The 13373-nt window shown below is 67.9% G+C and carries 14 protein-coding genes; 8 read left to right on the top strand and 6 right to left on the bottom strand.

The annotated features are described in order from the left end of the window. Nucleotides 1–3: 3 nt before the first annotated feature. Both AB0C30_RS47600 and AB0C30_RS47595 read right to left on the bottom strand, forming a co-directional pair. Entirely contained in the window at nt 4–1215 is a 1212-nt protein-coding gene (locus AB0C30_RS47600; RefSeq protein ID WP_357956839.1) for a cytochrome P450, read from the bottom strand. 70 nt (nt 1216–1285) lie between these two features. Next, entirely contained in the window at nt 1286–2191 is a 906-nt protein-coding gene (locus AB0C30_RS47595) for a radical SAM protein (protein ID WP_357956837.1), read from the bottom strand. Between the two features lie 245 nt (nt 2192–2436). Here AB0C30_RS47595 and AB0C30_RS47590 point away from each other — a divergent pair, with 245 nt between their 5' ends. The 3 genes from AB0C30_RS47590 to AB0C30_RS47580 all read left to right on the top strand — a co-directional run bounded on the left by AB0C30_RS47590 (nt 2437) and on the right by AB0C30_RS47580 (nt 3709). Then, a complete protein-coding gene (locus tag AB0C30_RS47590) occupies nt 2437–2760 on the top strand; it encodes an SMR family transporter (RefSeq protein WP_357956835.1) in 324 nt (107 codons plus the stop codon). Nucleotides 2761–2864: 104 nt separating this feature from the next. After that, nucleotides 2865–3419, top strand: coding sequence for a GNAT family protein (locus tag AB0C30_RS47585; RefSeq protein WP_357956833.1), 555 nt, complete (start codon nt 2865–2867; stop codon nt 3417–3419). Beyond that, complete coding sequence (locus tag AB0C30_RS47580; RefSeq protein WP_357956831.1) at nt 3407–3709, top strand: DUF952 domain-containing protein; 303 nt, start codon at nt 3407–3409, stop codon at nt 3707–3709. Before AB0C30_RS47585 ends, AB0C30_RS47580 begins: the two co-directional genes overlap by 13 nt. Here AB0C30_RS47580 and AB0C30_RS47575 read toward each other — a convergent pair. From AB0C30_RS47575 to AB0C30_RS47560, 4 genes are all read right to left on the bottom strand, one after another. Next, nucleotides 3700–3855 carry a hypothetical protein gene (locus AB0C30_RS47575; RefSeq protein ID WP_357956829.1) on the bottom strand — a complete coding sequence of 52 codons (156 nt, stop codon included), beginning with the start codon at nt 3853–3855 and terminating at the stop codon, nt 3700–3702. The genes AB0C30_RS47580 and AB0C30_RS47575 overlap by 10 nt on opposite strands. Nucleotides 3856–4492: 637 nt before the next feature. Continuing rightward, complete coding sequence (locus AB0C30_RS47570; protein ID WP_357956827.1) at nt 4493–5329, bottom strand: ABC transporter permease; 837 nt, start codon at nt 5327–5329, stop codon at nt 4493–4495. Further along, nucleotides 5329–6087 (bottom strand): ABC transporter permease, encoded by a 759-nt coding sequence (locus AB0C30_RS47565; RefSeq protein WP_357956825.1) that lies wholly within the window; start codon nt 6085–6087, stop codon nt 5329–5331. The genes AB0C30_RS47570 and AB0C30_RS47565 overlap by 1 nt, the downstream gene beginning before the upstream one ends. Next, nucleotides 6087–6980, bottom strand: coding sequence for an ATP-binding cassette domain-containing protein (locus AB0C30_RS47560; protein WP_357956823.1), 894 nt, complete (start codon nt 6978–6980; stop codon nt 6087–6089). Before AB0C30_RS47560 ends, AB0C30_RS47565 begins: the two co-directional genes overlap by 1 nt. A gap of 104 nt (nt 6981–7084) precedes the next feature. Here AB0C30_RS47560 and AB0C30_RS47555 point away from each other — a divergent pair, with 104 nt between their 5' ends. The 5 genes from AB0C30_RS47555 to AB0C30_RS47535 all read left to right on the top strand — a co-directional run bounded on the left by AB0C30_RS47555 (nt 7085) and on the right by AB0C30_RS47535 (nt 13371). After that, complete coding sequence (locus AB0C30_RS47555) at nt 7085–7459, top strand: nuclear transport factor 2 family protein (RefSeq protein WP_357956821.1); 375 nt, start codon at nt 7085–7087, stop codon at nt 7457–7459. Between the two features lie 861 nt (nt 7460–8320). Next, nucleotides 8321–8575, top strand: coding sequence for a hypothetical protein (locus AB0C30_RS47550; RefSeq protein ID WP_357956819.1), 255 nt, complete (start codon nt 8321–8323; stop codon nt 8573–8575). 475 nt (nt 8576–9050) lie between these two features. Next, the gene (locus AB0C30_RS47545; protein WP_357956817.1) at nt 9051–9611 is read left to right on the top strand and encodes a hypothetical protein; all 561 of its coding nucleotides are present in this window, start codon (nt 9051–9053) and stop codon (nt 9609–9611) included. Nucleotides 9612–10121: 510 nt separating this feature from the next. Further along, a complete protein-coding gene (locus AB0C30_RS47540; RefSeq protein ID WP_357956815.1) occupies nt 10122–11825 on the top strand; it encodes an enoyl-CoA hydratase-related protein in 1704 nt (567 codons plus the stop codon). 16 nt (nt 11826–11841) lie between these two features. Continuing rightward, entirely contained in the window at nt 11842–13371 is a 1530-nt protein-coding gene (locus tag AB0C30_RS47535; RefSeq protein WP_357956813.1) for a UDP-N-acetylglucosamine 1-carboxyvinyltransferase, read from the top strand. Nucleotides 13372–13373: the final 2 nt, after the last annotated feature.

Here is a 13373-nt window from a genome sequence, read left to right as displayed (position 1 = left end):
TGGTCACCAGGTGACCCACACGTCCTGCAGCCCCCCGGACAACAACCCCGTACGCAGCCGCAGATCACCGGGAGCATCCCGCAGACCCAGCCCCGGCAGCCGCCGGGCCAGCGTGCCGAGCACGACCTGAAGCTCCATCCGGGCCAGCGGCTGACCCAGGCAGAAGTGCGGCCCCGCGCCGAACGCCAGATGCTGGCCCGCGTTGTCGCGGCGCGCGTCGAAGTTGTCGGGATCGGCGAACTTACGCGGATCCCGGTTGGCCGCGGGCCGGCACGGGATCAGCGTCGTGCCCGCGCTGACCCGCACCCCGCCGAAGTCGGCCTCCTCGGTCGCCACCCGCGGCATGCCCACCACGCTGAGCGTGCTGTCCAGCCGCAGAACCTCCTCGACCGTGCCCGGGATCAGCTCCGGGTCCTCGACCACCGCCGCGTAACGCCCCGGCTCCGACAGCAGCATCGCCACCATGATGGCGATCATGTTCGACGTCGTCTCGTGCCCGGCCAGCAGCAGCGCCTGCACGGTCGCGATCAGCTCCTCGTGGCTGAGCCGCCCGTCCTGGCTGTCGGAGATCTGCGTCAGCTCGCTGAGCATGTCATCGCCCGGCGCCGCACGCTTGTCATCCACCAGATCCGACACATACGCGCCGAACTCCTCGTACGCCTTCTCCACCTCTGACTGCTCATAGCGGGTCAGCGTCAGCATCACCTGAGACCAGTACGCGAACTTGTCCTGATCCTCACTCGGCGCCCCCACCAGCGCGCAGATGACCTGCACCGGCAGCGGCAGGCCCAGCTCGCGCGACAGGTTCGCCGGGGAGCCACCGGCCAGCATGCCGTCCACCAGCTCATCGGCCATCCGCTGCACCCGCGGGCGCCGCGCCTCGATCTTGCGGATGGTGAACGACGGGGTCAGCAGCCGCCGCCATCGCCGATGCCCGGTCCCGGCGATCATGCTCCCGCTCGCCATACCGCGGGCGAAGATCCCGCCGTCGGCGGTGGTGGACACCCGCGCGGCCTCGGCGCCGCCGCGGCTGAACCGCGGGTCGGTCAGCAGCGTGCGCACATCGTCATAGCGGGTCACCAGCTCGGCGGTGTCGCCGCTGGGCAGCTGTACGTGCGCCACGGGGCACCCGCTCTGCAACTGGGCCCACTCCCGCGGCGGCTGCAGGGCCTCGGTCCGGTCGAAGGGGTAACGGGGGACGGGTTCGGCGGTCATGGCGGCGCCCTTCTGCTCACTGATGGGACACCCAAGATTCTAAGGCGACAGCCTTAAATCTTGACAGTAGTCAGACCAGCGCGAGTTGCGGGAACCGCGGCTCACGCTCCGGCGGCTCCGGCGGCCCCGACCGCATGCCGTAAACCCGGCACAACTGCCCGATCTGCCCCGTGATCCGCTCCTCGTAATCGGCCGCCGGCAACCCCGCCCCGTCGTACAACTCCTCATAACGCGCCACCAGATGCGGATGCGCCTCACCCAGCCACTCCAGATACCACTGCCGCGTCCCCGGCGGCAGCCGCAACACCACCGGCTCCACCACCCCGGCCCCCGTGGCCGCGATCCGGCGCACCGTCGCCGACAACTGATCGGCCCCATCACTCAGCAACGGCAGCACCGGAGCCATCAGCACCCGGCACGACACCCCCGCCTCCACCAGCGCCGACACCAACTCCAGCCGCGCCTGCGCACCCACCGCGCCCGGCTCCACCCCACGCCTGATCCGCTCGTCGACGAACGCGATCGAGACCGCCACCTGCGCCCCCGCCCGCGCCAGCACCGCGGCATCCCGCAACACCAGCGGACTCTTGGTGTAGACGGTGAACGGCACCGCCGCCTCACCCAGCGCCTCCACGATGCCCGGCATCAGCCGGTAGGTCGCCTCCGCCTGCTGGTAACAGTCACCACTGACCCCGACCGCCAGCGCCTCACCACCCCAGCGCGCCAACTCCGCCCGCAACCGCGTCACCGCGTTGGGCTTGACCACGATCCGCGTGTCGAAATCCCGCCCCGCGTCCAAGCCAAGCCGCCGATGACCCCCACGAGCACCACAGCCACGACAAGCATGAGCACACCCACGATAAGGAGAGACGGCCCACCGCTCAGCGATCCCCGCACTCTGCGGCACCCGCTCGATCATCGTACGGGCCTGCGTCTCGTAGAAGCCGTCACGCAGCACCGCCCGCCGCTCGATCAACGGACGATCATCTGCGGCCTCAACAAGCGAAAGCGCGTCCCAACCCACGGCCCCAGTGGAACACGCATTCGACTCCCTTTTCAAGCGCTTCCGCCTCACCGGCCCCCAGCGACCGGAGGTTCGACACAAGCCGCCCCGGTCAGCACACTCATCCTCATGGCCCCGGCGGTGACCGGCAGTGGCTCCAGCGCTACCCACGATCACACCGAGGCCGTCTCACTGCCAATCACGAGGAGGGATCCACCATGGCCTGGTTGCTGCTCGCGATCGCCATCGCCGCCGAGGTCATCGCGACCACCGCGCTCAAACTCAGCAACGGCCTGTCCCACCTCGGCTGGGCCGCCATCGTCGCCATCGGCTACCTCATCTCCTTCGTCCTGCTCGCCCGCGCCCTCAAGATGCAGCTCGAAGTCGGCACCGCCTACGCCGTCTGGTCCGGCGCCGGCACCGCCGCCATCGCCCTCATCGGCGCCGCCTTCCTGGGGGAGACCCTCACCCCGCTCAAGATCGGCGGCATCCTGCTCATCATCGGCGGCGTCATCGTCCTCAACCTCGCCGGCGCCCACTGACCCCGGGCACCCCGAACGCCCGGTTGTGGCCCGCCCGCCTGACCACCTGCCTGCTCGGCGAAAACGCCTCGCGCCCCCGAAGACGGGTTATCTACACTGCCCCCGTGCTCAAACCCCACTACCCGATCCTCACCGACCGCCTCCTGCTGCGCCCCTTCACCCCCGACGACCTCCACGCGCTGCACGCCTACGAGTCCCGGCCCGACGTCGCCCGCTACCTCTACTGGGAACCCCGCGACCTCGACACCGTACGCACCTTCCTCGACAGGAAGATCACCCGCGTCGCCCTCCTCGACGAAGGAGACGCCCTCGACATCGCCATCACCCTGCGCGACACCGGCCAGCTCATCGGCAACGGCGTCCTGATCTGGACCAGCAAACAACACCGCCAAGGCGAGATCGGCTACATCCTGCACCCCGACCACCACCGCCGCGGCTACGCCCCCGAAGCCGGCCGCGAACTACTCCGCCTCGGCTTCGACGAACTCGGCCTGCACCGCATCGTCGGCCGCCTCGACGCCCGCAACACCGCCTCTGGCCGCGTCCTGGAAAAACTCGGCATGCGCCGCGAAGCCCACCTCATCGACAACGAGCACGTCAAAGGCGAATGGTCCTCCGAGGTCATCTATGCCATGCTCGACTCCGAATGGACACCATAGACATCCTCCACCTCGCCCTGGCCGCCGACTGGGCCGACGCCCAGCCGGCGGGGGAGTACCGCATCTCCACCCTCGGCCGCACCCTCGACCAAGAAGGCTTCATCCACTGCAGCCGTGACCTCGACCAGCTCCACGGCGTACACACCGCCTTCTACGGCCACGTCACCCAGCCGCTGCTCATCCTCCAGATCGACCCCGCCGGACTCGACATCCGCCTCGAAAACGGCTTCCCCCACCTGTACGGCCCACTCCCGCTCAGCTCGGTAACCGCCGTACACCCCTACGCCTGACCATCCAGCGCGCACAGCTCGACAACGATGGACCCGAACGCTTCACGGGAGGCGAGGCGGGCACAGCCGCGCTCGACGTCGTCCAAGCGCAGGGCACGGGCCACGACGGGAACGCAGAAACTCTCCAGTTCGGCGTTGTGCTCCATACCTCCAGCATTTCGCCAGGTCATCGAGCTTCCACCCGCAAGCGTGAACCAGCTGGACACAGGTACAGCGACGCGTGCGCCGACGACCCTGACGACCCGCCAGGCCGTTGGAGGCTCGACGGACCGCCACCCGGCGCCCAAGGCTTCAGCGCCCACGTTCGCACCACGCAAGGCTCCGGAGCGCACCCGCCACGCCAACGCACCCCCGTACACGAATACGGCAAAGGCCAGGTTCGCTCCGCCGACGGCACCACGATCGGCTACCGGCACCGCGGCCACGGACCCGCACTGCTCCTCACGCACGGCGGAATGCGAGCATCCCAAGAACTCCCCGCCTCGCCCTGGCGCCGCTCCTGGCCATCGGGACACGCCTACAGGGGGAGGGGCCCACCGACGAGGTGCCCGTCGAGACGCTCATCCCGACGCTCCACTTCGACATACAGGCACGTCGTCGCCCAGGCGCTGCGAGAACTCTTCGGCGCACACTCACGGGCTCGACATCGGGGCGACGGGTCCCGCATCGGGGCTCACGGGGTGTCGAATCAGCGGCGAGCAGCAGCGACTTGTCGATCAACGCGGTCAGCGCGTCGAAGACCTGCTCCCCGGCGCCCGCACCTCGGCACGGCCGGCCGGCCGGTTACGCGCACAACACCCGCTGAATCCGCCCCGCCGCGAACCACAACCCCGCCACCGCCATCACCACCAGATAACCCGCATGCCCCAGCAACCCCCATTCCGGCACCCCCGAGGCCAGACCCCGCACCAACTCCACCGCGTGATACAGCGGCGTCACCCGCACCACCACCTCCAACACCCCCGGATAATCCGTCACAGGGGAGAAGGTGCCGGAAAACAAGAACAACGAAAACTGCGCCGCCGTCATCAGATCGAAATCCTGCCAGCCACGCAGCACCGTCGACACCGCCATCCCCAGCGCGCCGAACGACACCCCCACCAGCATCGTCGCCGGAAACGCCGCCAACGCCCACACCGGCTCGGCCAGCCCCAGCACCACCATCACCACCAGGAACAACGCCGTGTAAACAGAACTGCGCACCATCGCCCAGGTCAACTCACCCAGCGCCACCTCGATCGGCCGCACCGGCGTCGCCAAAACCGCCTCGAACGTCTTCGTATAACGCATCTTGAAGAAGAAGTTGAACGTCGTCTCCGACAACGCCCCGTTCATCGCCGAGACCGCCAGCATCGCCGGCGCCACGAACACCGCATAGGACACCACCCGGCCATCAGCCAGCGGAATCCGCCCCACCAGCGCACCCACACCCACACCGATCGACAGCAGATACAGCAGCGGCTCGAAAAACCCCGACACCAGAACCAGCCAGTACGAAGCACCCGAACGCAACGCGCCCACATTGCGGCCCACCACCGCACCCACCCGGCCCGCCGAAACACGCCCCGCCCCAACCCGGCCGGACACCAGCCGCCGGGCCACCGCCAACGTCACCATCATCAGTCCTGAAGTCGCTTACGGAACGCGTAACCCGCCCACCACAGCCCGCCCGCCGCGAACGCCACCGAACACCCGGCATGCGCCCACAGCGGCCACGGGGGAGCGACCCCCGACGTCGCCGCCCGCGCCAGCTCCACCCCATGCCACAACGGCGACACGTAAGCCACCGGCCGCACCAGCGCCGGCAACTGCTCCACCGGGAAGAACACCCCCGCGAACAACGTCGAAGGCAACATCACGAACCGAAACAGCAACGCGAAATAACTGTCATGATCGATCGTCGCCGAGAACGCCGTCACCGGCGCCGCCACGGCCACCGCCAGCAACGCCGCCACCAGCGGCGTCAGCACCACCCACGGCGAGGACAACGCCCCGAACGCCCCCACCACCAGCACGAACACCACCACCGCGATCTCGACCCTGAACACGATGTACAGCAGCCAGCCGCCGACCATGTCCCACACCGACACCCGCGTCGCGAACATCGCATGCGCCCCGCGATTCCACCGAAACTCCCCGAACACCGCATACGTGCACTCGCCGACCGCCATCTGGAACGCCGTCGACGCCAGCACCCCCGGCACGATCCACTCCACGTACGGCACGCCGCCCACCTCACCGACGTAACCGCCCACCCCCAGCCCGATACTGGCCAGGAACAGCACCGGCAACACGAACGACGAGAACAACGACGCCCGCCACAACCGCTTGTACAGCGTCAGATGCCGCTCCAGCACCGCCACCGTCGGATGCGCCATCACTCCACCAACGTCCGGCCCGTCAGATGCAGGAACACATCCTCCAGCGACGAACGGCGCACCAGCACACTGGAGGGCACCAGCCCACGCCGATGCACCTCCGACACCGCCGCGTCACCGTCCCCGGCGTACACCAAGATCCGATCCGGCAGCACATCCACCCGATCACCGATCCCGGCCAGCGGCGCCACGAAACCCGCCAGCTCCTGTCCACCGAAGCGCACCTCCACCACCTCCGGCGAGGAATGGGCCTCGATCAGCGAACGCGGCGACCCCTCCGCCACGATCCGGCCGCCGTCCATCACCACCAGCCGATCGCACAACTGCTCGGCCTCATCCATGTAGTGCGTGGTCAGCACCAGCGTCACACCCCGCTGCTTCAACCGGAACAACCGCTCCCACAGCAGATGACGCGCCTGCGGATCCAGCCCCGTCGTCGGCTCGTCCAGCAGCACCAGATCCGGCTCGTTCACCATCGCCCGCGCGATCGTCAGCCGCCGCTTCATCCCGCCCGACAGCGGCTCCACCCGGCTCGAGGCCCGATCACTCAGCTGCGCGAACTCCAGCAGCTCCTCGGCCCGGGCCCGCGCCTGCGCCCGCGACAACCCGAAATAACGGGCGTACGTCGTCAAATTCTCGCGAACCGTCAGATCAGGATCCAAGTTATCCAGCTGCGGGCAGACACCCAGCCGCCCCCGAATCCGCGGCCCCTCCCGCACCGGATCCAGCCCGAAGATCCGCAACTCACCCGCCGACGGCATCGACACGCAACTGATCATCCGCATCGTCGACGACTTACCCGCCCCATTGGGACCCAGGAAACCGAACGCCTCACCAGGCGCCACATCGATATCGATCCCGTCGACCGCGACGAAATCCCCGAACCGCTTCACCAGCCCACGCGCGCGGACCAGCGACTGCTCACCAGACACGAGCTCAGACCATAACCAACGCCACCGACAGAATCGAGCGGTTAAACGCCGCCACACTGAGACCCATGAACACCCGAGCAGCCGCCCAGCGCTTCGCCGACACCTGGCAACACGGCTGGACCCACCACGACACCGACCGCATCGCCACCCTCTACCACCACGACGCGATCCACACCTCCATGCCCTTCCGGCCACCACACCGGGGGAGAGGCGCCATAGCGGACTACATCCGCTGGTCCTTCAGCACCGAAACCGCGCCGCACGTCACCTTCGCCACCCCCATCGTGGACGGCGACCAAGCGGTCATCGAATTCCGCGTCCACGCCATCGACGAAGGCACACCCATCACCCTCGCGGGCTGCGTCATCGCCCGCTTCGACTCCGACGGCCTCGCCGTACAGACCCGCGACTACTGGCACACCACACAAGGCCACGTATGACCACGCACAGAGCGGCCAGCCCACAAATGCGACAAAACCACTACAACCCAGGCCCGGAGACCCACCCGGCACCCACACAGAACCAGGCACCGGCTACAAAAACGATCAGCCCGCCACCCGCGCCCGCGCCGGACCGGCGACAGGAGCCAAGGAAGGCGCGTGAGCCACCGGGGGAGCGGCCGGCACAACCGGGGCCGAAGGACGCGTCATCTGCTGCGTCCGCTCCATCTCGGCCCGCCGCTCGGCGCAACCACCTCCGCAGTAACCGTTGGTCACAATAAGACGACCACGCAGTGTCGTATAGGACTCCCGGCCCGTAGCGGGCAGAACTCCCTGACACACTGGACATAACACCGACTGGTTCCCCACGTGCTGCTCCTCTCGCGGCGCGATAGCAGATCTCCCACCCTAAGGCGATCCGGCCAGCCAGGACAGTGAATCAACCGAAGGTCAACCCATCGGTCAGAGCATTCCGGCCTCACGCAGCGTAATGATCAAGAACCGCGCCGGCCCACCGGAGGCGGCCGTCACCTCCCGTAACACCCCATGGCCAGGCCCCGACGATCACCGCTCGGCGGGGCGGCGGGCAGGGTGACCAACGTCACTAAGCGCACATGGGGCTCCACCCCGAGTCAGAGCCTCTCCCGAAGCGGTCTACTTGACATAATGTTCATTATCAAGCAAACGGCGACGTTCCGCACACGGCATCTTTTCGCCACCTACGCTGAGAAATATGAACTTAGGCCCCGTGGAGCTACTCATCTTCGCCGTGATCATCGTCGTGATCGCGATCATCGCCTTCATCGTCATCCGGGCGTCTTCCCGCCGCTGATCTCCAGCGGGCGGCGTTACGATCGAGAGATGCACAGCCTGGCGATCTCCACCACGGGTCTCGTCGCGCTCACCGCCGTCGTCACCGCCCTGGCCATCTACCTGATCATCCTGGCCGTCCGGCTGACCAGGAACCCCCGCAACCGCCCCACCCCCAGCCCCGACCTCGTCGACCAGGCGCGCGAGATGAAGGCTCACGGCCAGCTCCAGGAGGCCGTCTTCCTCGTACGCGGCGAGACCGGCATGAGCCAGCGCGCCGCCGCCCGCTTCGTCAACCGCCTCTAAATCACCCGAAAATACGCGATACCGGACAGAAGCGGGATTCTGTCCGGTATCGCGCACAGTTTCCTTTCGATTGCCGTCCAGGCGAGCAGGCCGGATACCCGGCGTTTCGTCGGCCTTCCCCTGATGATCGCGGCCGGGGCCACCCCTGCCGCGGTGCTCTCCGCCCCGCCCAACCGCCACGAGTCCATAAACCGGGCTGCTGGAGGTCACCGGTCCATATGCGGAACGGCTGCCGCTGCCCTTCCGCCTGGCGGCCGGCGACCTGGCCGATCGTCGGGTTAGCGCGGTGCTCGCGATCACGCTGGCGATGATGGCGAGCGCTTTCGGCATCGCCCTGGCGATGATCGCGGTCGGCCAAACGACGCAGAGCAGGGCCGAATACTCCCCCAGGGCCCGGCCGGGCACCTTATTGGTCCAGCCGAGCCCCTTGTTCGCGGGGCCTTTCTCGGCGGCGGATGCGGACACCGTGCGAGCGGTGATCGAGCGCGATTTACCCGGGGTGCCGATTGCCCAGAGTGAGCGCCTTTCGGCCGAGTCTCGGTTCTTCGACGTGAGGGCGGAGAACGTCGAGATCCCGGAGGAAATTGTCTATGGGGATCAGGCCATCGGTGACGAGAAGCTGCTGCGGTATCTGACGGGTGATCAGTCGACGCCGTACGACGAGGGCACGCCCGTGGTGATCACGTCAGCCGAGGTGAAGGTCGACTCGGTCGAGCTCTCCTACGAGATCAACGAGAACGACGCGACGACCAGGACCGTCCCGGCGGTCGGCGCCAGGGCCGCCGATCCGCACATGGAGGCGATCTTCGTCCCCTCGAAGATCGTCCGGGACCTCGGTTTCCAGCTCCAACCGGAGGAGTTGATCGTCGACCCCACCCTGCGGCGGTCACGGTGCAGGAGCAGAAGCGTCTCGATGACCGGCTGGACGACGCGGTCGCCAAGGCTTACGTCGAACGAGGCTTCGAGGCTTCGACCGGGTGTGCTGCTCGCACGCGAGCAATCGCACGTCCCGGCACCGTCGGCGTCTCGGCCCTGAAACTGGGTGATCCTTGCCCGGCCCGATCACCGCCAGGGTGGCGGTCCCGTTGTTCCCGTTGGGATCGGGTGACGGGTCACGGTGGCCGGTGAAGTTGGGCCCCTTTTGCGACAGGACAGAAAGCCAGACCGGAGGGGGCGGAATCACGGTGAGGCGCCGCAAGTGTCAAGCGGTCCGGGTCGGGGTTTCGGTCGCGCGGCGGGTGCGGCTGTCGGGACGCGGAGGGGAGTTTGGGGGCCGTTTCGGTGCCTCTCCCCCACATTCGATTCCGACAAATCTGGTCATTTGGGGCCGGTTCGGGCGGATTTTTGCCGAGATGTGTCATCAGCACTTGCAGGTTCGTGTCAGCATCGAGGGCATGTACGGGCCATATGGGACTGCCGTAAACATCTGGGACCGGTGGGGTCACCCGCGCCCAGGTGTGCCCGGCTGAGCCGGCCCCTCTCCCCCGGGCCCGCACACGGCGAGCCCCCGTACCCCTCGAACGACCCGCCTGAAAGAAGTTCTCCGTTGCGTATTCTGCTGCTCTGCTCCTCCTTCAACGGCCTGACCCAGCGTGCCTGGCTGGAACTGCGCCGGGCCGGTCACGACGTCACCGTCGAGCTGGCCGTCTCGGAGCAGGTGATGCTCGAGGCGGCCCAGCTGGCCAAACCCGACCTGATCATCTGCCCGTTCCTGAAGGAGAAGGTCCCGGCGCTGCTGTGGCAGAACCACCGCACGATCATCATTCACCCCGGGCCGCCCGGCGACCGCGGCCCGTCCTCGCTGGACTGGGCGATCGCCGACGCCGAGCCGGAGTGGGGTGTGACGGCGCTGCAGGCGGTGGAGGAGATGGACGCGGGGCCGATCTGGGGGTTCCGGACGTTCGCGATGCCGGCCGAGCCGCCGCGCAAGTCCGCCCTCTACAACGGGCCGGTGGCCGACGCCGCGGTGGAGCTGGTGGTGGAGGTGGCGGCCAAGGCGATGGACGCGGGGTTCGCGCCGGTGCCGCTGGATTATCGTTCGCCGCTGGTGCGGGGGCGGTTGCTGCCGGCGATGCGGCATGGCGACCGGGAGTTCTCCTGGTCGGAGCCGACGGACGCGGTGTTGCGCCGGGTGCGTTCGGCCGATGGGGCGCCGGGTGGGCGGGTGCTGCTGGAGGGGCGGATGATGCGGGTGTTCGATGTGTATCGGGGCCCGGCCGTCGTGGGGACGCCGGGGTCGGTGGTGGCGCGGCGTGAGGGCGCGGTGCTGGTGCACACCGGTGATGGCACGGTGTGGGTGGGGCATCTGCGGGCCGAGGAGCCGGGGGCGATCAAGCTGCCGGCGGCGATGGTGCTGGCTGAGCGGGTGGCGGGGCTGGAGGAGCGGCCGGGTTACAGCGAGGTGACCTATGACCGTAGTGACGCGGTGGGGGTGGTGAGTTTCGACTTCTACAACGGCGCTATGTCGACCGAGCAGTGCCGGCGGCTGGCCTCGGCGTTGCGGTACGCGGCGGCGCAGGACACGCGGGTGGTGGTGCTGCGGGGTGGTGAGGTGTTCTCCAACGGCATCCATCTGAATGTGATCGAGGCGGCGCGTCATCCGGAGCTGGAAGCGTGGATGAACATCAACGCGATCAACCAGGTGTGTCGTGAAGTGATCGCGTGTACGGGGCAGCTGGTGGTGACGTCGGTGGGCGGTAACGCGGGTGCGGGTGGCGTGATGATGGGGCTGGGCGCGGATCGGGTGCTGATTCGTGAGGGTGTGGTGTTGAATCCGCACTATCGGACGATGGGGTTGTTCGGGTCGGAGTTCTGGACGTACGTGCTGCCTCGGCGGGTGGGTGCGTCGGTGGCGGGGCGGCTGACGGGTGAGGCGTTGCCGGTGGGTGCGGCGCAGGCGGTGGAGCTGGGGCTGGCCGATCGGATGATGGCGGGGTCGCGGCTGGAGTTCGAGCGGTCGGTGCTGGAGTACGCCGAGCGGTTGGCGGCCGGGGATGATTATGAGCGGTTGCTGGGGATCAAGCGGGAGGTGCGGGAGGCCGATGAGCGGCGTAAGCCGTTGGAGGCCTATCGGGTGGAGGAGCTGGCGGAGATGAGCCGGGATATGTTCGATGACCGTAATGGGTTCCGGCAGGCGCGTCAGGCGTTCGTGCACAAGCGTAAGGTGGGGAGGACGCCGGAGCATCTGGCGGTGCATCGGGAGTTGTCCGGCGCGTCGGCGGGGTCGGGTGCGGCCGCATCTCATATGTGAGATATGTTGTCGTGTTATGACTGATGATTATCTCGTGCGGATCGGCCGGCTGATTCGTGACGCGCGCCAGCACCGTGGGTGGACGCAGCTGCAGCTGGCGGATGCTCTGGCGACGAGTCAGAGCGCGGTGAACCGGATCGAGCGCGGTAACCAGAACATCAGTCTTGAGATGATCGCGCGGATCGGTGAGGCGCTCGACAGTGAGATCGTGTCGCTGGGCTATGCCGGGCCGATGCATCTGCGGGTCGTGGGCGGGCGGCGGCTGTCGGGCAGCATCGATGTCAAGACCTCCAAGAACGCGTGTGTGGCGCTGCTGTGCGCGTCGCTGCTGACCTCGGGGCGGACGATTCTGCGTAAGGTGGCGCGGATCGAGGAGGTCTACCGGATCCTGGAGGTGCTCGCCTCGATCGGGGTGCGGGCGCGGTGGATCAACGAGGGCAGTGACCTGGAGATCGTGCCTCCGGCCCGGCTGGAGCTGGAGGCGATGGACACCGAGGCGGCGCGGCGTACCAGGAGTGTGATCATGTTCCTGGGGCCGTTGATGCATCGTACGGACCAGTTCCAGATTCCGTACGCGGGCGGCTGCGACCTGGGGACGCGCACGGTGCAGCCGCACATGTCGGCGTTGCGGCACTTCGGACTGGACATCACGGCGACGGGCGGTTTCTACCACGCGCGGGTGGACCGGGGGGTGTCGCCGTCGCGGGCGATCGTGCTGACCGAGCGGGGTGACACCGTGACGGAGAACGCGCTGCTGGCGGCGGCGCGCCACGACGGTGTGACGGTGATCCGCAACGCCTCCTCCAATTACATGGTGCAGGACCTGTGCTTCTTCCTGGAGGAGCTGGGCGTGCGGGTGGAGGGCGTGGGCACGACGACGCTGACGGTCCACGGGGTGGCCTCGATCGAGCGGGATGTCGACTACTCCCCCTCTGAGGACCCGGTGGAGGCGATGAGCCTGCTGGCGGCGGCGGTGGTGACGCAGTCGGAGCTGACGATCTGCCGGGTGCCGGTTGAGTTCCTGGAGATCGAGCTGGCGGTTCTGGAGGAGATGGGCCTCGATCACGATCGGGGTGCCGAGTACGCGGCGGCCAACGGGCGGACGCGGCTGGTGGATCTGACGGTACGGCCGTCCAAGCTGGTCTCCCCCATCGACAAGATCCACCCGATGCCGTTCCCGGGGCTGAACATCGACAATGTGCCGTTCTTCGCGGCGATCGCGGCGACGGCGCAGGGTTCGACGCTGATCCATGACTGGGTCTACGACAACCGGGCGATCTATCTGACGGAGCTGACGCGGCTGGGGGCGTCGGTGAAGTTGCTGGATCCGCATCGGGTGCTGGTGGAGGGGCCGACGCGCTGGCGCAGCGCGGAGATGATGTGCCCGCCGGCACTGCGGCCCGCGGTGGTGGTGCTGCTGGCGATGATGGCGGGTGAGGGCACGTCGGTGCTGCGCAATGTGTACGTCATCAACCGGGGGTATGAGGATCTGGCCGAGCGGCTGAACGCGCTGGGGGCGCGGATCGAGACCTTCCGCGACATCTGATT

Source organism: Nonomuraea sp. NPDC048901 (genome assembly GCF_040649695.1).
Lineage (GTDB): Bacteria > Actinomycetota > Actinomycetes > Streptosporangiales > Streptosporangiaceae > Nonomuraea.
Note: the sequence above shows the minus strand (reverse complement) of the source record. Positions and strands in the feature narration are given on the sequence as shown.